Below are 20,584 nucleotides of genomic sequence, written 5' to 3' on the forward strand. Positions count from 1 at the left end.
GCCGGCTCCGCGACCGGCCTTTGTCCCGTGCGCGGATCGGCGCGGCGTCAGACGCGCTGGCCGGTCCAGGTCACAAGGCCGGTGAGGACGCGCTTCAGCGCCTGATCCAGCGCCTGGGTCGCGGAGGGGCCATCCACCGCGCCCGCCAGCGGCTGGCGGGCCTGGAACACCTCGCCGGCGACGATCTTGCCGGTCTTGTCGTTGGTGATCTTGGCGGTCAGCTCCACCACCGCCTCGCTGGCGGCGGCGTCGATCTGGAACGCGCGCACCTCCGTGACGAGCTGGTAGTCCACCGCGAGCCGGTCGCCCGGGCGGCCGACGCTGCGCAGCCACGCGGCGTTTTCATACGACTCGATCATGCGGGCCTGCAGCAGCTTCGGCAGCCGGTCCGACCACTGCGACTTGGGCAGGTAGGTCACCTGCCCGCCGTTGGGCTTCACCACGATGCGCTGGCCGTCGATCACCGCCACCGCCACCGGCTCGGCGACCACCAGCACGCCGCGCCGGGCGCCGCCGCGCGGCAGGTCCGAGGGCGCGGTCAGATCGTAGGTCGCGTCCGGCGAGCCGGCGATCAGACTGGAGCAGGCCGAAAGCTGGAGGCCGAGCGCGACCGCCGCCGCGGCGGGGAGAACGGTCCTGAACGTCAAGCGGGTCAAGGCTTTCTCCGGGCTCGAAGGAAACGGGACGGCGCGGATCATCGGCCGCGATACTCGGGCACGCCGCCGGAGCCGCCGAACAGGAACTGGCGCGGGTTGCGCTCGAGGCTGCGGAGCACGCGCTCCAGCTCGCCCAGCGTACGGCGGCCGTCGGCGGCGAAGCCCTGCAGGTCACGCACGCCGGAGCTCGACAGCTTGTTGACGCTCGCCGAGATGTCCGCGGTGCGGCCGTCGAGCTTCAGCGCGAGCTGGCGGATCGCCTCCGAGGTCTTCTGGAAGTCGGCGATCGCGCCCTGGGTCTGGTCGGAGCCGACCACCCGCTGGGCGTCGGCGATCACGGCGTCGAGCCGGTCGGCGGTGCCGGTCAGGCGGCCGGAGATCTGCCTGGCGTCCGCCATGATCTGGTCGACCGTCTGGGAGTTGCGGCCGAGCGCGGCCGTGAAGGCGCCCACATTGTCCACCGCCGCGCGCACCTTCTCGCCGTCGATCGCGGACAGGATGCGGTCGGCGCTCGCCACCGTGCGGTTGATGGTCTGGGCGTCGATCGACGTGGCGAGGCCGGTGAAGCCGTCCACGGCGCGGTTGATCTTGTCGGCGTCGATCGCGGCGATGGCGCGGTCGGCGTTGCGGGCGGCGCTCTCCACCGAATTCAGCGTGTTGGTCACCTTGTTCGGGTCGATGGAGTCGAGGATCGCCGCGAAGCGGTCCACCGAGGCCGAGACCTTGGCGGAGTCGATGGACGTGATCATGGTCTGCACGCCGGCCAGAATGCCGTCGACGCGGGTTCCGGACTTGCGCAGCTCCTCCGCCAGCGCCGCCACGTCGCCCAGCGCCTTCTGCACCTGCGGCGCGCCGTCCTTCAGCGCCTGCGAGAAGGCGACCACGTTGGACATGGTGGCGTCCACCTTGTTCACGTCCACCGCGCGCACGAGGTTCTGCACGTCGGTGACGAGCGGCACGAGGTTCTCGGCCAGCGCGCCGATCTGCCGGGCCGCGACGCCGGTGTTCTGCATGAAGCTCTTGAGATCGTCGGAGTTGGCCGCGAGCGCCGCGGTGAACTGCTCCACGTTCTGCAGCGAGCGCTCCACCGAGCCGCGGCTGTTGCCGATCAGGCCCTGAATGTCGGCGAAGGTGATCTGCGCCTTCTCCAGCACCGAGCGCGTGCCCTCCAGAATGTCCTGGAACGCGGAAGGCTCGGCCACGATCACCGGGGCGTTGTTGGGGTCGCCCGAGGTGGTCGTCACCTTCGGCAGCGGTTCGGCGGACTGGGAGCCGCCCGTGAGCTGCACCACGGAGCCGCCCGTGAGGCCGGTGATCTCCAGCCGCGCCTTGGTGTCCTTGCGGATCGGGGTGTTGGTGAACACCTCGATCCGGGCCACCACCTTGCCGGGGTCCTGCGGATCGAAGTTCAGGTTGGTGACGTCGCCGACGCGGATGCCGTTGAACAGCACCCCGGAGCCGGGCGTCAGGCCCGACACCGCGCCCTGGAACTGCACGCGGTAGATGGCGCGCGTGCGCTCCTGGCCGGCGGAGGTGAACCACCACACGAACATCGCGGCGGCGGCCAGCACCAGCAGCGTGAAGGCGCCGACGAGGGCATGATTGGCGCGGGTCTCCATGGGTCCGTCTCCTCCCGCGCGTCAGGCGGCCGTGGCGCCGATGCCGGCGGCGCGGGCGCGCTCGCCGCGAAAATACTGCTTCATCCAGGGATCGTCGTTCTTGACCATCTCGGACATGGGCCCGACCGCGAGCGCCTTGCCGCCCTTGAGCGCGCAGATGCGGTCGCAGGCGGTGGTCAGGCTGTCGAGGTCGTGGGTGACCATGTAGACGGTGAGGCCGAGCGAATCCCGAAGCGTCATGATCAGCTTATCAAAATCCGCGGCGCCGATCGGGTCGAGACCCGCCGTCGGCTCGTCGAGGAACACGATGTCCGGGTCGAGCGCCAGCGCCCGCGCCAGCGCCGCGCGCTTGATCATGCCGCCGGACAGCTCCGACGGGTAGCGGTCCGCCGCCTCGGGCTTCAGGCCCACGAGGTCGATCTTCAGCCGGGCGATCTCGTCCCGCAGCTTGGGGCCGAGCGAAGTGTGCTCGCGCAGCGGCATCTCGATGTTCTGCTTCACGGTCTGGGAGGAGAACAGCGCCCCCTGCTGGAACAGCACGCCCCAGCGCTGCTCGACCGCGAGACGCTCCTTCACCGTGGCCTTGTCCAGATCGACGCCCAGCACCTCGACCCGGCCGGAGCGCTTCGGCAGCAGCCCGATCACCGCCCGCAGCGTGACCGACTTGCCCGCGCCGGACGGGCCGACGACGCCGAGAATTTCGCCCTTGCGCACGTCGAGGTCGAAGCCGTCGATGACGTTGCGGTCGCCGAAGCCGACCACGAGATCCTGCACCCGGATGACCAGCTCGTGCCCGTCCGCCTCTGGGAGCTCGGCCATGGTCAGATCCCCATCGACGCGAACAGCATGGCGAACACGCCGTCGAGCACGATCACCACGAAGATGGACTTCACCACCGACGAGGTGGTGCGGGCGCCGAGCGATTCCGCCGAGCCCTGCACCTTCGCGCCCTCGGTGCAGGCGATCAGGCCGATCACCACCGCCATGAACGGCGCTTTCACGATGCCGACCATGAAGGTCTGGAACGTCAGCGCGTCCTTCAGGCGCTGCAGGAAGGTGATCGGCGTGATGTCGCCATAGAGCCAGGCCACCAGACCGCCGCCCAGCAGCGCCGACATGGAGGCGAGGAAGGACAGCAGCGGCATGGCGATGACCAGCGCCACCAGGCGCGGCATGGCGAGAATCTCGATCGGATCGAGGCCCATGGTCTTCAGGGCGTCGATCTCCTCGCGCATCTTCATGGAGCCGATCTCGGCCGTGAAGGCCGAGCCCGAGCGGCCCGCCACCATGATGGCGGTCAGCAGCACGCCCAGCTCGCGCAGCACGAGGATGCCGAGCAGGTCCACCACGAACAGCGTGGCGCCGAAGTTCTTGAGCTGGAAGATGCTCTGCTGGGCCACGATCGCGCCCACGAGGAACGAGATCAGCGCCACGATCGGCGTCGCCGCCAGTCCGACCCGCTGGAGATTCGCCACCGTCGAGGTGAACCGGAAGCGCCACGGCGCGCGCAGCAGCCGCAGCGACGCCATGGTCACGGCGCCGAGAAAGCTGACCCCCAGCACCACGTCGTCCTTGAGCGACACGACGCCCGCGCCGAAGTCGGCCAGCGTGGCGAAGATCGCGGATTCCTTGGGGCCCGTGGGCGCCGGCTCCTGTCCGCGCCCGTCGAGCGCGTCGAGCAGGCGCTCGTGCTGGGCGCTCGCGCCCTGGAGCCTCGCCTTGGCGCCCGCGGCCTCCGCCTGCTCCACCAGCCGCCGGATCAGCACCGCGCCGACGGTGTCGAGACGTCCGAGGTCGGACAGGTCGATGACCAGCGTCTTGCCCTGGGCGTCGCGCAGGTCGGCCCGATCGACCTGCCGCGCGAGCGGCTCGCCGGCGGAGGCCGTCCAGTCGCCGAGCGGCTTCAGCACCACGCCGTCGTCGACCCGCTCTGTCTTGAAACTGCCGGACTTGGCTTCAGCCTGCACGAGAGATCGCTTGGGCTCCGGTACGCGGGGGCTCGCCTTGCGGCGCACAACGTCGGTTCGTATTACTAGAGCGTAAACGGCGCTGTCGAGGCGATCCAACGACAAGGACCGGCGCATGGAGATCGCGAAGCCCTATCTGTTGTTTCTGGGCGACGCCCCGGACGCCCTCGCAGCCAAGACCGCGGCCGGCGTGGTGGACTGGCGGCGGGACTGGTGCGTCGGGCAGCTGCGCCTTCCCGGCTGCAAGGCGGACGTGGGGTTGCCGGACCTCGACGTGGCGGGCGCCGTCGCTGCGGGCGCGAAGACGCTGGTGATCGGAGTGGTGAACGCGGGCGGCGTGCTGCCCGAACGCTGGATCGACCAGATCGTGCTGGCGCTCGAATCGGGGCTCGACGTGGCGAGCGGACTGCATGGGCGGCTGTCAGGTTTTCCACGCATCGCGGAAGCGGCCGAAACCCATGGCCGGGCGCTGCACGACGTGCGCCACGCCCGCGAGACCTTCGCCACCGGCAAGGGCGTGAAGCGCCCCGGCCGCCGGCTGCTCACCGTCGGCACCGACTGCTCGGTAGGCAAGAAATACGCGGCGCTGGCTCTGGAGGCGGAGATGACGGCCCGCGGCCTCGACGCCGAGTTCCGCGCCACCGGCCAGACCGGCGTGCTGATCGCCGGCCGGGGCGTGGCGGTGGACGCAGTGGTGGCGGACTTCATCTCCGGCGCGGCCGAATGGCTGACGCCCGCCAACTCTCCCGACCACTGGGACGTGGTGGAGGGCCAGGGCTCGCTGTTCCACCCATCCTTCGCCGGCGTCACGCTCGGCCTGCTGCACGGCGCCCAGCCGGACGCCTTCGTGGTCTGCCACGAGCCGACCCGAACCACCATGCGCGGCGTCGCCCATCCCCTGCCCTCCATCGGCCAGGTGATCGAAGCGACGGTGGCGGCGGGGCGGCTGACCAACCCGGACATCCGCTGCGTCGGGATCGCCGTCAACACCGCGGCGCTGGACGAGACCGCGGCCCGCGCTGCGCTGGACGCCGCCGCAGCCGCCCACGGCCTGCCGGCGAGCGACCCGGTGCGCTTCGGCGTGGGCCCGATCGTGGACCGGCTGATCGCCGAGTTTCCGTGACGGAACGCTGCGGCGGCCTCCGCGCCCGTCGTGCGCCGGGCATCCACGACCTGAACGTTCAAGACTTTGATTTACGCAAAGAAGAATTGTGGACACCCGCCTGCGGCGGGCATGACGGAGCTCGAATGACGCGCCGCGGCAGTTTCCAAACAGTCTCTGAGACGGCATGCGGAGCGAGGGCTCCATGACCGTTGACCTGTCCGTACGCATCGAGCGCTGGCCCGTGGCCGGGGCGTTCACCATCGCCCGCGGCTCCGTGACCGAGGTGATCACGGTGGTGGCGGAGATCGTCGACGGGCCGTTTCGCGGCCGGGGCGAATGCCGCCCCTACCCCCGCTATGGCGAGACGCCCGAGGGCGTGAAGGCCGACATCGAGCGGCTTGGCGCGGCGATCGCGGACGGGCTCGACCGCGACGCCCTGCAGGCGCGCCTGCCGGCGGGCGCGGCGCGCAACGCCCTCGACTGCGCGCTGTGGGACCTCGAAGCCAAGCGCGCCGGCGCGACGGCGGCCGCGCTCGCCGGCCTGCCCGAACCCGGCCCGCTCGTCACCGCCTACACGCTCAGCCTGGGCGATCCCGACGCCATGTTCGCCGCCGCGGCCGCCGCCGCCGCGCGCCCGCTGCTGAAGGTGAAGCTCGGGGCGCCGGACGGGCGCGACCCGGAGCGCATCGCCGCCGTGCGCGCCGGCGCGCCGGACGCGGAGCTGATCGTGGACGCCAACGAAGGCTGGACCGGCGCGGCGCTCGCCCGCAACCTCGCAGCCTGCGCCGAGGCGAGGGTGACGCTGGTGGAGCAGCCGCTGCCCGCCGGCGACGACGCCCTGCTGGCCGAGATCGCCCGGCCGATTCCGGTCTGCGCGGATGAAAGCGCCCATGGCCGCGCCGGCCTGCCGAAGCTCGTCGGACGCTACGACGCCATCAACATCAAGCTCGACAAGACCGGAGGCCTGACCGAGGCGCTGGCGCTGGCGGAGGACGCCCGCGACGCCGGGCTGACGGTGATGGTGGGCTGCATGCTGGCCTCCTCGCTCGCCATGGCCCCGGCGGTGCTGGTGGCGCAGCGCGCGGCGGTGGTGGACCTCGACGGGCCGCTGCTGCTGGCGCGGGATCGGGAGCACGGGCTCGTCTTCGACGGCAGCACGCTCCATCCGCCGTCGCCGCTGCTGTGGGGATGACGGCGCAACCTCCTGCGATTCAGCGCGAATCGACGTACATCTAGGGCTTGGGCGCGGACGATCGCGGCCCGGAGCCGATCTATGAGCAAGCCGCCCCAGCTCACCCTGGAGGATTACGAGGCCATCGCCTCCGCCGTCATGGAGACGGAGCGGGGCCGCTGGTTCCTCGCCGAGTTCGCGCGCCGCAACCGCGTCGCCGACACCGCCGAGGTGCTGGAGGCGCTGACGCGGCTGGAGCAGCGGATGGCGCCGCGGACGCCGGACAGCCGGGTGGACGCCGCCTGCCCCCCGGCGGTGGCGGAAGCCGCGGCGGCGGTGCGCGCGGCGCTGATGGCGCCGAAGCCGGCGGAGCTGCGGGTGGAGCTGGCGCTGGCGCGGCTCGCCACGCTGGAGCGGCTGGCGAAACCCGGTCCCGACGCTGCGGCGCTGGAAGGTCCGCCCCTGCCTGAACCCCACGTTCCGTCTGTCGCGCGGCTTCCGGCCACGGAGCGCGCCGCCCAGGTGGCCGCGCTCGAACGCCCTGATCCCGTCGCCGAGCCGGCGAGGGAGCCTCCCGCCGGTCCGGTCCTTGTGGCCAGCCGTACGGAGCCCGCCGTTCCCCCGCCTCCCGGCGAGCCCGCCACGGTCGAGCCCGATCGGTCGGGAGACGATACGGAGCGCTCGGCCGCCTCCTCCGCGCGGCCGGCGACCGAAGCCGCGTTGACGACGCTGGAGACGCCGACGCCGGTCTCCGCCGCATCCACGGACAGCCCCGCCGTCCGCCTCGCCGCCGCTCCGCGCCGTCTCGCGCCCGCCGCAAGGCGCGAGGAGCGCCCCGCGCCGGCGCCGCTGCCGCCCCTGCTGGAGAGCCTGTCGGAGGCCGACAGGGCGCTGCTGTTCGCCTGACCGCGCCGCGGTTGCGCAACCGGCCGACACCGCGGCTCTCGCCTTGCGCCGGACGGCGTTGGCCCGTACATCTCGTCCGATCCATCGAACGACCGTTCGTCCCAGCAAACGGAGCCACGTCATGGCGCCTCGCGGCCGGCCGGGCCTGGATGACGGCGCGCAGATCGTCTCCGGCCAACTTGGCAAGACCATCCAGCGTCTGCGCAAGGCCTACAACCTCTCGCTGTCCGAGCTTGCGGAGCAGTCCGGGGTCGCCAAGTCGATCATCAGCCAGATCGAGCGCAACGAGACCAACCCGACGCTCGCCACCATCTGGCGCCTGAGCCAGGCGCTGGACGTGTCCATCGACCGCGTTCTGGCCTCGGGCGAGGACGCGCCGTTCTTCGAAAAGCTGTCCCGCGCCGACACGCCGCTGATCGTGTCCGAGGACGGCAAGGTGCGCCTCGCCATCATCGGCTGGATCAAGACGGTCGAGTGGCTGCAGTGGTACGACGTGACCGCGGAGCCGGGCGGCGCGCTGGAATCCGACGCCCATCAGCGCGGCTCGATCGAGTGCCTGTCGGTGCTGTCCGGCGAGGCCGAGGTGGAGGTCGCCGGCCACGCGGAGCGCGTGCGCGCCGGCGAGACCCTGCGCTACCGCTGCGACAGCCCCCATGTGGTGCGCGCCGTGGGCCCGGAGCCCCTGCGCGCCACCATGGTCTGCATCATGAAGGCCGCCGTGATGGCGTGAACGGGGACGGCCGCTAAGGCCGCCCCCGCTTGCGTGTCGTGGTCAGAGAATGAAGTCGCCGGCGGAGACCGAGGCGACGTTCTCGAGTTCGATCACGAAGTCCGCGACCCGGTCGCCGTCCACGTCGCCGAACACGGTGGTGGAGCCGTCCGCCGACGCCGCGTAAAGCTCGCCGGCGACGCCCGTGAAGCCGTCGGTCCAGACGAAGGACTGGCGGCCTGAAGCGGTCGTGTCAGCGTCCAGTTCCACAAGACGAATCCTGTCGCCCTGGGCCGTCGAGAAGTCCGTGATGACGTCATGGGCTGCCGCGAGGCTGTCCGTGACGGCCACGTAGGTGAACAGGTCGGCCCCGAGCCCGCCGGTGAGCCGGTCCGCTCCGGAGCCGCCGATGATGCGGTCGGAGCCGGTTCCGCCGTCGACGACGTCATCGCCCGCGGCCCCGTTGATGAGATCGCTCCCGCCGCCGCCGTTGATCACGTTGGCGCCGGCGTCGCCGGCCAGACGGTCGCGCGCCGCGCCGCCGGTGAGGTTCTCGAACTCCGCCACGCCGTCCGCGCCGGTGGCCCGGCCGGTCTGGAGATTGGCGGTGATGGACCCGCGGTAGGCCTCGTAGGTCAGCGTGTCCTCACCCGCGCCGCCACGGCTCAGGCCTTCGATGACGGAGCCGCGCAGCAGCGACAGCGTGTCGTCGCCGGAGCCGAACAGGATGGCCTCGCCGTCGCCGCCGGCGATCAGGCCGGCGTTGGCGATCCTGTCGCCCTGATCGCTGACCAGCTTGATGGCGTAGCCCGCCTCGCCGCGGATTTCGCCGGTGTTGGCGATGTAGGTGACGAAGGAGGCGTCGCCCTGGGAGCTGTCGTCGATCAGGATGCCGAGATCCTTGCCGATGATCTCGGCGCCGGAGAAGTTGCGGATGATCCCGCCGCCGGCCGCGATCCCCTCCGAGGTGTTGGGCAGGCCGTCCGAGCCCGTGCCGCCCGAGCCCTCGCCGCGGATGGAGCCGTAATTGTGGATCACGGCGCGGAAATCGACGTCCACGCCGTCGCCGTCGCCGTCGTTCACGCCGTCCGGCCCGCCGCCGTCCTCGGCGCCGACGGTGGAGCCGTTCACGTCCGTGCCGTCCAGATCGCTGAAGCGGCCGACGATCTCGCCGCGGTTGACGACGGTGGCGGTCCCGTCGGACCCGACGCCCGAGCCGTTGAGGCCGACGATGCGGCCGCTGTTGGCGACGGCGATCGTGGTGTCCTCGTCGGCGTTCACGCCGTGCCGGTCGCCGGTGACGACGCCGCCGTCCGCGTTCGCGACCTGTCCGATCGCGCCGGACTCGAACTGAACGCCGTCCGCCTTGCTCTGGTAGCCCTCGTCGGAGCCGCCGGTGACGACGCCGGAGTTCCGCAATTCGCCGCGGCCGCCGAAACGCACGCCGTCGTTCTCGTCCGAATCGATCAGGCCGGCGTTGGTGATCCTGGCCACGAAGGCGCCTGCGCCCGAAGCGAGGTCGAGGCCCTGCCCCGAGCCCGCTTCGATGCGGCCCGACGCGGCGTTCAGGATGGTGAGGACGCCGGACGAGACCTCGTTCTGGATCTGCACCACGTCGTTCTCGGACGCGATCAGGCCGGAGTTCTCGATGGTCGCGGTGAAGTCGGAGCCCACCGCCTTGCCGATGCGGATGGCGCGTCCGTCCTCGGCCTCGTTCAGGAGCGCGCCTTCGTTCACGACGCGCGCGCCGTTGGTGACGTCGTTGAACAGCACGCTCGGGTCGTCGTCGCCGACGATGAAGTCGCCCCCAACGCGCAGTTCGTCCGCGCCCTTCATCTTCAGCGCGTCATCGCGCGTTTCGCCCGAAGCGACCGTGGTGGTGGTCATGGTGGCGGACATCCCCGTTTATGAGAGCCGCAAACGCCTGCGGCGAAAGGCGGTGGACCCTAAAAACGCTCCATGACGGGCGAACGACAGCAGGGCCGCTTTCGCCCTGGATGTGGTGCTCCGATGCCACGGTTGCGGCGAAAGCGTGTCCGCCAGCCCTGATCCGATTGCCGAACGGCGGCGGCGCACGCACGCTCCGTCAAACGCCGTTCGCGCTTCGCGGGCGGACAAGACCGGCCCAGAGACCGGCGCGCAGTTCGGGAAGAAACGCATGATCACCGCCGCCATTCGTCGTTCCGCCGCGCCGGCCGTCACGGCGCTGCTGCTCTCGGGCGTCGCGGGCTCCGCCCTCGCCGGCGCCTTCGCGCTGCGCGAGCAGAGCACGGTCGGACAGGGGATGTCCTTCGCCGGCGCCGCGGCCGGCGGCGGCGATTCCATCTCCGGCATGTTCTGGAACCCGGCGCTGGTGAACCAGGTCGAGACGTTCCAGAGCGAGCAGCACGTCACCGGCGTGCTGCCCTCGTCCAAGATCAAGGCGGACGCCTCCACCCGCGCGGGCATCAACGCCATCACCGGCGGCCAAGGCGCGACCGGGGACAGCGGCGAGATCGGCCAGGGCGCCCTGCTCGCCTCCGGCTACAACGCCTACCGCATCAACGACCGGGTGGCGGTCGGCCTGTCGGTGACCTCGCCCTTCGGTCTGGTGACCGACCCGCGCAAGGACTGGGCCGGCCAGTTCGTCGCCCGCTCGTCCAAGGTGCTCACCGTCAACGCCACGCCCACCGTCGGCTACATCGTCAACGACTGGATCTCGGTCGCCGCCGGCCTGCAGGTGCAGTATTTCGACATCAGCCTGAAGCGCGCCACGCCGCTGCCGGCGCCCTTCACCCCCGGCAGCTTCCTCCCCGGCGCGGGCACCACCCGGCTGTCCGGCGACGACATCGGCTTCGGCTTCGTGGCGGGCGTGAACCTGAAGCCGTGGGACGGCGCCGATCTCGGCGTCGGCTACCGCTCCGCCACCAGCTACACGCTGAAGGGCAAGCTGCGCTCCAACACGCCGCTCGGGTCCAGCGTGCAGGGCATCAAGGCCAAGGTGGACCTGCCGGACAGCGTGACGGTGGGCTTCCGCCAGCGCGTCACCGAAACCTTCACCGCGCTGGTCGGCTTCGAATGGACCAACTGGGAGCAGTTCGACAGCTTCGCGGTGAAGAACCGCAGCACCGGCGCCAAGGTCACCGACCTGCCGTTCCACTACAAGGACGGCTACTTCCTGTCGGTGGGCGGCGAGTACAAGGTGACCGAGGAGCTGACGGCGCGCGCGGGCGTGGCCTATGAGTGGTCGCCCATCAACAACAAGAACCGCACCGTGCGCCTGCCGGACGACGACCGCTGGTGGCTCTCCGCCGGCGCGAGCTACGGCGTGACCGACCGCATCGGCATGGACCTCGGCTATTCCTACGTGTTCGTGCCGGGCAAGTCCCGCATCCGCGAGGAGTTCGCGCCGGGCCTGCCGTTCGATTTCCGCGGCACGTCCAAGTCCGACGTCCACATCGTCAGCGCCGCCATCCGCTACAAGATCGGCGCTGAGGCCCCGCCGGCGCTCGTCACCAAGTACTGACGCGCAGATTTTATGATCCCATGCGAAGGCAGGCCGGCCGCCCACGGGCGCGCCGGCCGTCGTCGTTTGGGCCGATCAGAACGCGCCGGGAAAGGCGCCGCCGTCGATCAGCAGGTTCTGACCGGTGAGGTAGCCGGCCTGCGCCGAGCAGAGATAGGCGCAGAGCTCGCCGAATTCGGCCGGATCGCCGAAGCGGCGGGCGGGCACGGCCGCCATGCGGGTCGCCGCCACCTCCTCCGGCGTGACGCCGCGCAGGGCCGCCTCCGCCGGGAAGCCGCCGCGCAGGCGGTCGGTGTCGAACATGCCCGGCAGGATGTTGTTGATGGTGACGTTGCGGTGCGCGACCGTGCGCGCCACGCCCGCCAGAAAGGCGGTGAGCCCGGCCCGCGCCCCGCTCGACAGGTCGAGCCCCGGGATCGGCGCCTTCACCGAGGCCGAAGTGACGTTGACGATGCGGCCGAAGCCCCGCTCCGCCATGCCGTCGATCACCCGCTGGATCAGCTCGATCGGCGTAACCATGTTGGCGACCACGCCCGCGAGCATGGCGTCGCGGTCGAGGGTCCGGAAGTCCTTGCGGGGCGGGCCGGCGTTGTTGGTGACGAGGATGTCCGCCTGCGGCGCGGCGGCGAGGAGCGCGTCCTGCCCCTCCCGGGTCGCCACGTCGGCGGCGACGGCGATCACCTCCGCGCCGGTCGCCTCGCGAATGGCGGCGGCCGTCGCGTCCAGCCGCGCGGCGTCGCGCCCGTTGACGACGACGCGGGCGCCCTCCCGGGCCAGGGCCTGGGCGCAGGCGCGACCAAGCCCCTTGCTGGAGGCGCAGACGATGGCGGTGCGGCCGGCGATGCCGAGATCCATGGGCGTGGCTCCTTGTAAGGTCCGGCGGACTTTTAAGGCCGCGGGCCTGCGGGTAAAGCCTTTCGGCCGCGCAAAAAGAAAGCCGGCGCGACGGCCGGCTTTCCACCTTTGGGACGTTGGGTTCAGGTTCAGCCCTGACCGCGCTCGCGCATGAAGCGCTCGAACGCCTCGCGCTGGCGGGCGTCGTCGAAGGCGCCGCGCTCGGCCGCGAGATGGGCCTCGAACGCCGCCGTGGTCTCGTCGACCCTGCGGCGCTCGGCGGCCAGACGCTCCAGCTCGGAAGCGCGCCAGGCGTCGAAGGCGGCGTTGCCGGTGGCGCGCTCGCGCGCCGCGCCGCCGCAGCCGCCCATGGCGCGGGTGAAGTCGTCCGCGGCCCTGCGGGCGGCGGAGCCGAAGTCGCCGGCGCCGCGCAGCGGGCTCTGCGCGCTTCTGGCCCAGGCCGCGATCTGCCGGCCCCAGAGCACATAGGCGATCACCGCCAGGCCGAGCGGCCAGAACACGATGAAGCCGATCACCATCAGCGCGATGGTGAGGGCGTTCCAGCGGTGGGGGACGCCCGGAATGACGGCGTCGTCCAGGTAGGGGTTGGAAGTCATTCCTCGGTCTCTCCTCGAACGTTCCCGCGGCGTCCGGCGGAAAAAGCGTTCCGGCGGTAACGGGTTACGGAAGAGGTGGCGATGGCGGGGCCGGCGTTCAAGACGTCGTGGCCCGCGCCTTGCGCCGCTGGACGCGGGCGCGCGCCGCTCCAGCTTCTCACGGGCGCGTCATAAGAGTGAGACGAAACCAGCTTATGCCGCAGGTTAGGGACCAGCTCGGAGAATGAACATGTCCGATTCTGAGGAAGGCCGCCGGTTTCGCGCCCTGTTCATCTCCGACGTCCATCTCGGCACCAAGGGTTGCCAGGCGGAACTTCTGCTCGACTTCCTGAAGCACCACGAAGCGGACACGATCTATCTCGTGGGCGACATCGTGGACGGCTGGCGCCTGCGCCAGAGCTGGCACTGGCCGCAGACCCACAACGACGTGGTGCAGAAGCTGCTGCGCAAGGCGCGCAAGGGCGCCAAGGTGGTCTACCTGCCGGGCAACCACGACGAGTTCCTGCGCAGCTACTACGGCTCGCATTTCGGCGGCATCGAGGTGGTGGAGACCGCGATCCACGAGAGCGCCAACGGCAAGCGCTATCTCGTGATCCACGGCGACATCTTCGACATGGTGGTGCGGCACGCCAAGTGGCTCGCCTTCCTGGGCGACTGGGCCTACGAGACCGCGCTGATGGTCAACACCTACCTCAATCTGGCGCGGCGCAAGCTCGGTTTCCCCTACTGGTCGCTGTCGGCCTGGGCCAAGCTGAAGGTGAAGAACGCGGTCAACTTCATCGGCAAGTTCGAGGAGACCCTGTCGGCGGAGGCCCGCAAGCAGGAGGTGGAGGGCGTGATCTGCGGCCACATCCACCACGCGACCATGCATGACATGAACGGCATCGACTACATCAACACCGGCGACTGGGTTGAAAGCTGCACGGCGGTGGCCGAAAACTACGATGGCCGCTTCGAGCTGATCCGCTGGGCGGAGCATGCGGCCGGCCTCGCCGCCCGTCCCGCAGTCGAAGCCGAAGGGCCCGGCGTCCGCGCCGCCGCCTGACATCGTGGTCGCGCCGAACGCGCGTTGAGGTTGCCGCCGAATGCGCGTGCTCGTGGTCACCGATGCGTGGCGGCCCCAGGTCAACGGGGTCGTCCGCACCATCGAACATCTGATCGAACACGCGCCGGCCTTCGGCGTGGAGATCGCGCTGCTGGCGCCGGACCAGTTCCGCACGCTGCCCATGCCGACCTATCCGGAAATCCGCTTGTCTCTTGCGCGCCCCGGCGCGGTGGAGAAGCTGATCGCCGACGCGCGCGCCGACCACGTCCACATCTCCACCGAAGGCCCGCTGGGGCTCGCCGCGCGGCGAGCCTGCCTGCGCGCGGGCCGGCCGTTCACGACCAGCTACCACACCAAGTTCCCGGAATATGTGCGCCGCCGGGCGCCGATCCCGGAACGCTGGACCTACGCCTGGCTGCGCCGGTTCCACAACGCCGGCGACGGGATCATGGTGGCCACCGCCTCGCTCAAGCGCGACCTCGAGGCGCGGGGCTTCAAGCGGCTGATGCACTGGAGCCGCGGCGTCGACGCCGACCGGTTCAAGCCGGACCCCGACGCTCGCGCCTTCGACCTGCCGCGGCCGATCTTCCTCTATGTGGGCCGGGTGGCGACCGAGAAGAACATCGAGGCGTTTCTGGCGCTCGACCTGCCGGGCTCCAAGGTGGTGGTGGGCGACGGGCCGCAGCGGGCGGGGCTTGAGGCCGCTTATCCCGACGCGCATTTCACCGGCACGCTGGAGGGCGAGGCGCTGGCCCGCGCCTACGCCTCGTCGGACGTGTTCGTGTTCCCGAGCCGCACCGACACCTTCGGCATCGTGGTGCTGGAGGCGCTGGCGAGCGGCGTGCCCGTTGCGGCCTACCCCGTCACCGGCCCGCTCGACGTGCTGGAGGGCACCGGCGCCGGCGCGCTGGACGAAGACCTGCGCAAAGCGGCGCTCGCCGCGCTCGAGCTGTCCGGCGAGGACGCCCGCCGGGTGGCCCTGGCCCATGGCTGGCGCGAGGCCACCGCCCTGTTCGTGGAGAACGTGCGCAGCGTGATCGCGAACGCCGACGCCGCCGGACGGGCCGCCTGAACCGCGGCCGGCGGAGCGGTCAGCGCTCCGCCAACGGCCACCAGGCGTGGAAGTGATGCACCGGCCCGTGGCCGTGGCCGATGTTCAGGTCGTCGGCCTGATCGAGCGCGGCGCGCAGATAGGCTTTCGCCGCCGCCACCGCATCCTCCAGCCCGGCGCCCTTCGCAAGTCCCGCCGCCACCGCCGACGACAGCGTGCAGCCGGTGCCGTGGGTGTTGCGGGTGACGCGGCGGGGCCCGATGAAGCGACGCGCTGCGCCCTCCGCGGTTCTGAGCACGTCGACGCTGTCCGGCCCGTCGCCGTGGCCGCCCTTGACCAGAACGGCGCGGGCGCCGAGCGCCAGCAGCGCCTCCGCCTGCGCCGCCATCTCGGCCTCGTCGCGGGCGATGGCGCGGCCCGTCAGCACCGCCGCCTCGGGCAGGTTGGGGGTCAGCAGCGTGGCGAGCGGGATCAGGCGGCGGGTCAGCGTCTCGACCGCATCTTCGCTGAGCAGTCGCGCGCCCGAACTCGCCACCATCACCGGATCGACCACCACCGCCTTCGGCGCCCGGCGCGTGAGCGCCTCGGCGATCGCTTCGATGGTGGCGCTCTGGGACACCATGCCGATCTTCACCGCGCCGACGGCGAGATCATCGAACACCGCGTCGATCTGCGCCGTCACCATGTCCGCGGGCACGTCGTGGATGGCGGTGACGCCGCGGGTGTTCTGGGCGGTGAGCGCGACGATGGCGGAGGCGCCGTAGACGCCGAGCGCGGAGAAGGTTTTGAGATCGGCCTGAACGCCCGCGCCTCCCGAGGAATCGGAGCCGGCGACGGTGAGGGCGATGGGCGTGCTCATGCCACTGGCATACCGGGCCGCGCGGCGGCGGCCAAGGGGCGCCTCACACCGTCGGCGAGGGCGGCGCGGCCTTGGCGGCGCGGGCGCGCTTCAGGCCGAGCCGCCGCTCCACCCACGCCACCGCCGCCCCCGACGCCACCACCACGGCGCCGCCGGCCGCGACCCACGCGGACGGCAGGTCGCCGAACGCGACAAGCCCGATGATCAGCGCCCACAGGATGCTGGTGTATTCGAACGGCGCGATCAGCGAGGCGTCGGCGTGGCGGTAGCTTTCGGTCAGCAGGATCTGCGCCACGCCGCCCACCAGCCCGACGCCCACAAGCAGCGCCGCCTCGCGCCCGTCCGCCGGCCAGCGCCAGCCGAACAGCGCGGAGATCACCAGCCCCGTCACCATGCTCCACAGCGTGAAGTAGAACACGATGGCGCCGGTGCCCTCGCTCTGGGTCAGGCGGCGGATCTGGATCATGGCGCCGGCGGTCAGCACGGTCGCGCCCACGGCGAAGGCGGCGCCCACCGCGGTCTCGCTCGCGCCCTCGGCGCCGCTCAGCGCGCTGGCCAGAGCGCCGGACTGAAGCTGCGGCCACAGCATCGCCAGCACGCCGCTGAGGCCCACCGCGATCGCGGCCCAGCGGTGCGGCCCCACATGCTCCCGCAGCAGCAGCGCGGCGAAGACCACCGTGAACAGCGGCGAGGCGTAGCCGAGCGCCGTCGCGTCCGGCAGCGGCAGGCGGGCGAGGCCCGCGAACATGCAGAACATGGAGGCGACGCCCACCGCGCCGCGCAGCGCGTGGCCCACGGGCCGCCGCGTCTTCAGCGCGGCCCCCACCCCGCCGCGCCAGACGAGCCACGTCATCAAGGGCGCGAGCGCGAAGAAGGAGCGCGCGAACACCACCTGCCCCGTGGGCACGTCCGGTCCCAGCGCCCGGATGAGCGCGGCCATGATCGTGAACAGCAGGGCGGAGAGAACCTTGAGGCCGACGCCGAGAAACATGAGGAACGAACGGAACCACGCATGCGGGATGTGGGGGCGTGGGCTGCCTACCACGATCCTCGCGGACGCGCGCGACGCGCCTCACGACGATCGCGCATGGCCGCCCTGCCCTAACCGGGCTCGGCGGCCGCGGCGTCGGTCTCGTCGCCCCTCGGCCGGAGCCAGCGCGCCACAAGCCAGCACATCAGCGCCCAGGAGGCGCCGAGGCACCAGCCGGCCAGCACGTCGGTCGGGTAATGCACGCCGAGATAGACCCGGCTGACGCCGATCACCAGCGTCAGCACGACCCCCACCCCGAAGATCAGCGCGCGCACCGAACGACGGCTCTCGGTGCGGGCGAGCAGCGCGCCGAGCGTCAGATAGGTCGCGGCCGACAGCATGGCGTGGCCGCTCGGAAAGCTGGCGGAGCTGACGTTCACCAGATGGTCGACCAGCTCCGGACGGGGCCGCGCGAAGCCCACCTTCAGCGCCGAGGACAGCAGCGCGCCGCCCGCCACCGCGGCCAGCACCAGCGCCGCCGCGCCCCGCCGGGCGGTGATGGCGAGATAGGCCAGAACCACCACGGTCAGCAGGGTCAGCACCGTCCAGCCGCCGAGCGCGGTGATGTCCACCATGGCGGCCTCCAGCCACCACGGCCCGACCGGCCGCGCCAGATCGCCCGGCTGGCGCAGGGCGAGCAGGACGGCCTCGTCGAAATGGACCGTCTCGCCTTCCGCCATCTCGTCCGCGATCTTGACGAAGGCGAAGAGCATGCCCGAGATCACCAGGAAGGCGACGAGGGTGTTGAACTCCGGCAGACGCCAGGCGGGCGTCCAGCGCGTGAGGGAGAACAAAGGCTTATCCACGACAGCTCGCTGGCAGGTTGGGGTTCGCCGCGCTCAGATAGCGCGCCGCGCCGTCGCCGCCATGAGGGAACGCGCGGGACAGGCCTTCACAAGCGCGAAAGGCCCGCCGGGCGCCGGCGGGCCTTTCGTTCCTTCGTGCGGGAGACGCCTCAGCGCTGGGCGCGCGAGCCGCCCTGGTCGATCTGGGTGGCGGCGTAGGCTATGGCGCGCTGGTAGACGCGGGCCTTGTTCCACTCCGCGAGCACCGCGAAGTTGGCCGAGCCTTCCTCCCAGCCGCCGCCGGCGCGCCAGCCCTTGGCGCGCAGATAGTTGGCGATGGAGGCCAGCGTGTCGGCGGAGGAGCGCACCATGTCGCGGCGGCCGTCGCCGTCGCCGTCGACCGCGTATTTCAGGTAGTTGGACGGCAGGAACTGGGCCTGGCCGATCTCGCCGTGCTCGGCGCCGCGCATCTCGCCCATGGTCAGGTCGCCGCGGTCGACGAGCTGCATGGCGGCGATCAGCTCGCGCTGGAACATCTCCGTGCGGCGGCAGTCGTAGGCCAGCGTCGCGAGGCCGTTGTAAACGTTCTTCTTGCCCTGGATGGCGCCGAAGGCGGTCTCCATGCCCCAGATGGTGGCGAGGATCGGGGCCGGGACGCCGTACTGCGCCTCGATGCGGTCGAACAGCGCCTTGTTGCGCTGGATGCGCGAGCGGGCCTGGGAGATCAGCGAGGCCGGCGCGCGCTTGGCGACGAACTGCTCGAAGCTGAGCTTGAACGGCTTCTGGGTGCGGTCGTAGGCGATCAGCCGGCTGTCGTAGGACACGCCGGACAGCGCCGCCTGCGCCACGCGCGGCGAGATGCCCCTGGAGACGGCCTCCCGCTCGAAGTCCTGCACCCAGGCGTTGAAGCCGGAGGGACCGTCGCCGCAGGGCGCGGCCGAGGCGGCGCCGCCGCCAAGGACCATGCCGAGGCCGACGAGGGCGCCGACAAGACGTTTGTGGGTGGATCGCATGGGTGCTCCGCCGCGTTTTTCTGGTTCTGCTGCAGTCGTTCCGCCTGATGCGAAACGATCGGGGCTTGGAAAAAGACTGTCCGCCCCAAGGACGGGCGGCGCGCCGACTAAGATTGACGCTCCGCGGCATTTTCGTGGTCGAAGGTTACCGTTTCAATCACGGACGACGTCACTTCAGCGCGCGCCGTGGCGCGGCGGCAACACGTCTGCGTCACCCGACAAGGCGCCGTCTCCCGGCAGGCCCCGGCGCGCCTTCTATCCCCTCCTGCCGAACGCGAACCCGAACCCGCCGGAGAGCAGGCTCCGTTTGCCCGGGGCGGTCGCCGGAGGAGCGACCTCGGCAGGCGCGGGCGGAACGGTCTCGTTCGGCGCCGCGGCAGGCCGTTTGTCCCGCAGCCTCCTCTTCGCCTGCGCCACGGCGCGCACGTCGGGACCCGCCGTCTCCGCCAGTTCCATCACCCGCTGCAGGGTCTGCGGCGTGAGCTTGTCGGAAAACGCCAGCGCGAACCGGGCCAGAGCCTCGGGGTCGTGCCTGCGCATGGCGAAAGCCGCATCGAGATAGGTCTTGGCGACCGGCCGACGGCCGGCGTCGAGCGCGGCGCCCGCCGCCGCCAGCGCGATCGCCTGGGTCCGCAGGCCGCCCTGGAACGCGGCCTTCAGAACCTCAAGCGCCTCGTCGTGACGCCCGGCGTCGCCCAGCAGCTTGGCGGTCAGCCGATTGACGCCCGGCGAGGCCGGGGTCGCGGCGAGACACGCCTGCGCGATCTCCAGGGCGCGGGCGGCCTCGCCCCTGCGCACAAGCGCGCGCGCGTAAGGGCGCAGCAGCGGGACGACGTAATGCGCCGGGTCCACCGTTTCGCCTCTGGCGAAGCGGTCCAGCACCACAGCCATGCCCTTCTCCACCGCGCGCTGGTGGAACGCGCCCTTGCGGGCGCGGGTGGACAGCAGTTGCGCCACGCCCTTCCAGCAGATCACGCTGTCGCGCCGGCGGGCGCGGAACAGTGCGTTCATCCGCCCCACGTCGCCGCCGCCCTTCACGTAATCGACCACGAAGCCCGACAGGGCCTTCATCTCGGCGAGCGCCGGCGCGGTGGCGTGCTTGCTGAAGGTGGTGCGCACGGTCTCCACGGGCGTCACGGCGCGAAACGCCTCCAGATGCCGGCGGTCGAACGGATAGGCGGGATCGTACACGACGGTGATGCGGGCGCGGGTCGGGTGGGTGTCCTCATAGCGGTAGAGCTCGGTCAGCACCGGCCAGTGCCGGGTCCAGACGGCGTTGCGCCCGCCATTGGCGAACTGCGGCGAGAAGGCCAGCGCCTGATTCGCCTCCAGCGGCCCGGCGAACAGCATCGCGCCGTGCCCGCCCATGCTGGCGCCGTAGGTGGTGATGTGGCGGAAGCGCTGGCGCAGCCCGAGGCTCATGACCACCGCGATGGCCTCAGCCATCTCCGGCGTCTGCCACCAGTGATTGCTGAGGCCGATGAAGTGGATGGCCGAGACGCCGTGCTTCTCGAACAGCGCCTCGCCATAGCCGCTCTTGCGCTCGCCGGTGGAGTTGAGCGGCGTGAAGGTGATGACGAGGCAGTCGCTGTCCGGGATCGGGCGCTCGATCACGACGATGTCCTGACCGCGATAGAGTTCTCGCCGTTCCGTCATCCCGCAGCCGTCGCTCCCGTTGAGAGGCCATGACTACCGCCCGGGCGCCGGCCTGA

The 20,584-nt window shown here is 71.2% G+C and carries 19 protein-coding genes; 7 read left to right on the forward strand and 12 right to left on the reverse strand.

The window, feature by feature from the left end; all coding sequences use genetic code 11:
- Window positions 1–47: 47 nt before the first annotated feature.
- Genes PKE85_RS05445 through PKE85_RS05460 form a run of 4 tightly spaced genes read right to left on the reverse strand, consistent with a single transcriptional unit; the run spans window position 48 to window position 4,242 of the window.
- Window positions 48–656, reverse strand: a complete 609-nt coding sequence (locus PKE85_RS05445; protein WP_271203758.1) for an ABC-type transport auxiliary lipoprotein family protein — start codon at window positions 654–656, stop codon at window positions 48–50.
- Between the two features lie 38 nt (window positions 657–694).
- On the reverse strand, window positions 695–2,275 hold the full coding sequence (locus tag PKE85_RS05450; RefSeq protein ID WP_271203759.1) for an MlaD family protein: 1,581 nt from the start codon (window positions 2,273–2,275) through the stop codon (window positions 695–697).
- A 21-nt stretch (window positions 2,276–2,296) separates the two neighbouring features.
- Window positions 2,297–3,094, reverse strand: coding sequence for an ABC transporter ATP-binding protein (locus tag PKE85_RS05455; protein ID WP_271203760.1), 798 nt, complete (start codon window positions 3,092–3,094; stop codon window positions 2,297–2,299).
- A 2-nt stretch (window positions 3,095–3,096) separates the two neighbouring features.
- Window positions 3,097–4,242: an MlaE family lipid ABC transporter permease subunit gene (locus PKE85_RS05460; RefSeq protein WP_271203761.1), complete on the reverse strand. Its 1,146-nt coding sequence runs from the start codon at window positions 4,240–4,242 to the stop codon at window positions 3,097–3,099.
- 115 nt (window positions 4,243–4,357) lie between these two features.
- On the opposite strand from PKE85_RS05460, the gene dgcN reads away from it, so the two are divergent.
- The 4 genes from dgcN to PKE85_RS05480 all read left to right on the forward strand — a co-directional run bounded on the left by dgcN (window position 4,358) and on the right by PKE85_RS05480 (window position 8,154).
- A complete protein-coding gene (gene dgcN / locus PKE85_RS05465) occupies window positions 4,358–5,365 on the forward strand; it encodes an N-acetyltransferase DgcN (protein ID WP_271203762.1) in 1,008 nt (335 codons plus the stop codon).
- Window positions 5,366–5,549: 184 nt separating this feature from the next.
- On the forward strand, window positions 5,550–6,539 hold the full coding sequence (gene dgcA / locus PKE85_RS05470; protein ID WP_271203763.1) for an N-acetyl-D-Glu racemase DgcA: 990 nt from the start codon (window positions 5,550–5,552) through the stop codon (window positions 6,537–6,539).
- An 81-nt stretch (window positions 6,540–6,620) separates the two neighbouring features.
- Window positions 6,621–7,424 (forward strand): hypothetical protein, encoded by an 804-nt coding sequence (locus tag PKE85_RS05475; RefSeq protein ID WP_271203764.1) that lies wholly within the window; start codon window positions 6,621–6,623, stop codon window positions 7,422–7,424.
- Between the two features lie 121 nt (window positions 7,425–7,545).
- On the forward strand, window positions 7,546–8,154 hold the full coding sequence (locus PKE85_RS05480) for a helix-turn-helix domain-containing protein (protein WP_271203765.1): 609 nt from the start codon (window positions 7,546–7,548) through the stop codon (window positions 8,152–8,154).
- A gap of 42 nt (window positions 8,155–8,196) precedes the next feature.
- On the opposite strand, the gene PKE85_RS05485 is transcribed toward PKE85_RS05480, so the two are convergent.
- Complete coding sequence (locus tag PKE85_RS05485) at window positions 8,197–10,020, reverse strand: calcium-binding protein (protein WP_271203766.1); 1,824 nt, start codon at window positions 10,018–10,020, stop codon at window positions 8,197–8,199.
- Between the two features lie 271 nt (window positions 10,021–10,291).
- Here PKE85_RS05485 and PKE85_RS05490 point away from each other — a divergent pair, with 271 nt between their 5' ends.
- Window positions 10,292–11,638, forward strand: a complete 1,347-nt coding sequence (locus PKE85_RS05490; protein ID WP_271203767.1) for an OmpP1/FadL family transporter — start codon at window positions 10,292–10,294, stop codon at window positions 11,636–11,638.
- A 75-nt stretch (window positions 11,639–11,713) separates the two neighbouring features.
- Here PKE85_RS05490 and PKE85_RS05495 read toward each other — a convergent pair whose 3' ends face one another.
- Together PKE85_RS05495 and PKE85_RS05500 are read right to left on the reverse strand one after the other, a co-directional pair.
- Window positions 11,714–12,493, reverse strand: coding sequence for an SDR family oxidoreductase (locus PKE85_RS05495; protein WP_271203768.1), 780 nt, complete (start codon window positions 12,491–12,493; stop codon window positions 11,714–11,716).
- A gap of 128 nt (window positions 12,494–12,621) precedes the next feature.
- Window positions 12,622–13,089, reverse strand: a complete 468-nt coding sequence (locus PKE85_RS05500; RefSeq protein WP_271203769.1) for a DUF2852 domain-containing protein — start codon at window positions 13,087–13,089, stop codon at window positions 12,622–12,624.
- A gap of 229 nt (window positions 13,090–13,318) precedes the next feature.
- On the opposite strand from PKE85_RS05500, the gene PKE85_RS05505 reads away from it, so the two are divergent.
- Complete coding sequence (locus PKE85_RS05505) at window positions 13,319–14,134, forward strand: UDP-2,3-diacylglucosamine diphosphatase (protein ID WP_271203770.1); 816 nt, start codon at window positions 13,319–13,321, stop codon at window positions 14,132–14,134.
- A gap of 40 nt (window positions 14,135–14,174) precedes the next feature.
- Entirely contained in the window at window positions 14,175–15,206 is a 1,032-nt protein-coding gene (locus PKE85_RS05510; protein WP_271203771.1) for a glycosyltransferase family 4 protein, read from the forward strand.
- Window positions 15,207–15,225: 19 nt separating this feature from the next.
- On the opposite strand, the gene thiD is transcribed toward PKE85_RS05510, so the two are convergent.
- The 5 genes from thiD to PKE85_RS05535 all read right to left on the reverse strand — a co-directional run bounded on the left by thiD (window position 15,226) and on the right by PKE85_RS05535 (window position 20,528).
- Window positions 15,226–16,044, reverse strand: a complete 819-nt coding sequence (thiD, locus tag PKE85_RS05515) for a bifunctional hydroxymethylpyrimidine kinase/phosphomethylpyrimidine kinase (RefSeq protein WP_271203772.1) — start codon at window positions 16,042–16,044, stop codon at window positions 15,226–15,228.
- Window positions 16,045–16,087: 43 nt separating this feature from the next.
- Window positions 16,088–17,089, reverse strand: a complete 1,002-nt coding sequence (locus PKE85_RS05520) for a DMT family transporter (RefSeq protein ID WP_309299066.1) — start codon at window positions 17,087–17,089, stop codon at window positions 16,088–16,090.
- A 56-nt stretch (window positions 17,090–17,145) separates the two neighbouring features.
- Complete coding sequence (locus PKE85_RS05525) at window positions 17,146–17,787, reverse strand: phosphatase PAP2 family protein (RefSeq protein WP_428981326.1); 642 nt, start codon at window positions 17,785–17,787, stop codon at window positions 17,146–17,148.
- 242 nt (window positions 17,788–18,029) lie between these two features.
- A complete protein-coding gene (locus tag PKE85_RS05530) occupies window positions 18,030–18,872 on the reverse strand; it encodes a lytic murein transglycosylase (protein ID WP_271203774.1) in 843 nt (280 codons plus the stop codon).
- A gap of 255 nt (window positions 18,873–19,127) precedes the next feature.
- Window positions 19,128–20,528 carry a tetratricopeptide repeat protein gene (locus PKE85_RS05535; protein WP_271203775.1) on the reverse strand — a complete coding sequence of 467 codons (1,401 nt, stop codon included), beginning with the start codon at window positions 20,526–20,528 and terminating at the stop codon, window positions 19,128–19,130.
- Between the last annotated feature and the right edge of the window lie 56 nt (window positions 20,529–20,584).

Origin of the sequence: Methylopila jiangsuensis (assembly GCF_027922305.1) — a bacterium.
GTDB classification, from domain to species: domain Bacteria; phylum Pseudomonadota; class Alphaproteobacteria; order Rhizobiales; family Methylopilaceae; genus Methylopila; species Methylopila jiangsuensis.

Bases quoted from the DNA above. Each gene is read 5' to 3' on its own strand.
- PKE85_RS05450 (WP_271203759.1), bottom strand. From the start codon at position 2,275: ATGGAGACCCGCGCCAATCATGCCCTCGTCGGCGCCTTCACGCTGCTG.
- PKE85_RS05455 (WP_271203760.1), bottom strand. From the start codon at position 3,094: ATGGCCGAGCTCCCAGAGGCGGACGGGCACGAGCTGGTCATCCGGGTG.
- dgcN (WP_271203762.1), top strand. From the start codon at position 4,358: ATGGAGATCGCGAAGCCCTATCTGTTGTTTCTGGGCGACGCCCCGGAC.
- dgcA (WP_271203763.1), top strand. From the start codon at position 5,550: ATGACCGTTGACCTGTCCGTACGCATCGAGCGCTGGCCCGTGGCCGGG.
- PKE85_RS05475 (WP_271203764.1), top strand. From the start codon at position 6,621: ATGAGCAAGCCGCCCCAGCTCACCCTGGAGGATTACGAGGCCATCGCC.
- PKE85_RS05480 (WP_271203765.1), top strand. From the start codon at position 7,546: ATGGCGCCTCGCGGCCGGCCGGGCCTGGATGACGGCGCGCAGATCGTC.
- PKE85_RS05485 (WP_271203766.1), bottom strand. From the start codon at position 10,020: ATGACCACCACCACGGTCGCTTCGGGCGAAACGCGCGATGACGCGCTG.
- PKE85_RS05490 (WP_271203767.1), top strand. From the start codon at position 10,292: ATGATCACCGCCGCCATTCGTCGTTCCGCCGCGCCGGCCGTCACGGCG.
- PKE85_RS05495 (WP_271203768.1), bottom strand. From the start codon at position 12,493: ATGGATCTCGGCATCGCCGGCCGCACCGCCATCGTCTGCGCCTCCAGC.
- PKE85_RS05500 (WP_271203769.1), bottom strand. From the start codon at position 13,089: ATGACTTCCAACCCCTACCTGGACGACGCCGTCATTCCGGGCGTCCCC.
- PKE85_RS05505 (WP_271203770.1), top strand. From the start codon at position 13,319: ATGTCCGATTCTGAGGAAGGCCGCCGGTTTCGCGCCCTGTTCATCTCC.
- PKE85_RS05510 (WP_271203771.1), top strand. From the start codon at position 14,175: ATGCGCGTGCTCGTGGTCACCGATGCGTGGCGGCCCCAGGTCAACGGG.
- thiD (WP_271203772.1), bottom strand. From the start codon at position 16,044: ATGAGCACGCCCATCGCCCTCACCGTCGCCGGCTCCGATTCCTCGGGA.
- PKE85_RS05525 (WP_428981326.1), bottom strand. From the start codon at position 17,787: ATGCTCTTCGCCTTCGTCAAGATCGCGGACGAGATGGCGGAAGGCGAG.
- PKE85_RS05530 (WP_271203774.1), bottom strand. From the start codon at position 18,872: ATGCGATCCACCCACAAACGTCTTGTCGGCGCCCTCGTCGGCCTCGGC.
- PKE85_RS05535 (WP_271203775.1), bottom strand. From the start codon at position 20,528: ATGACGGAACGGCGAGAACTCTATCGCGGTCAGGACATCGTCGTGATC.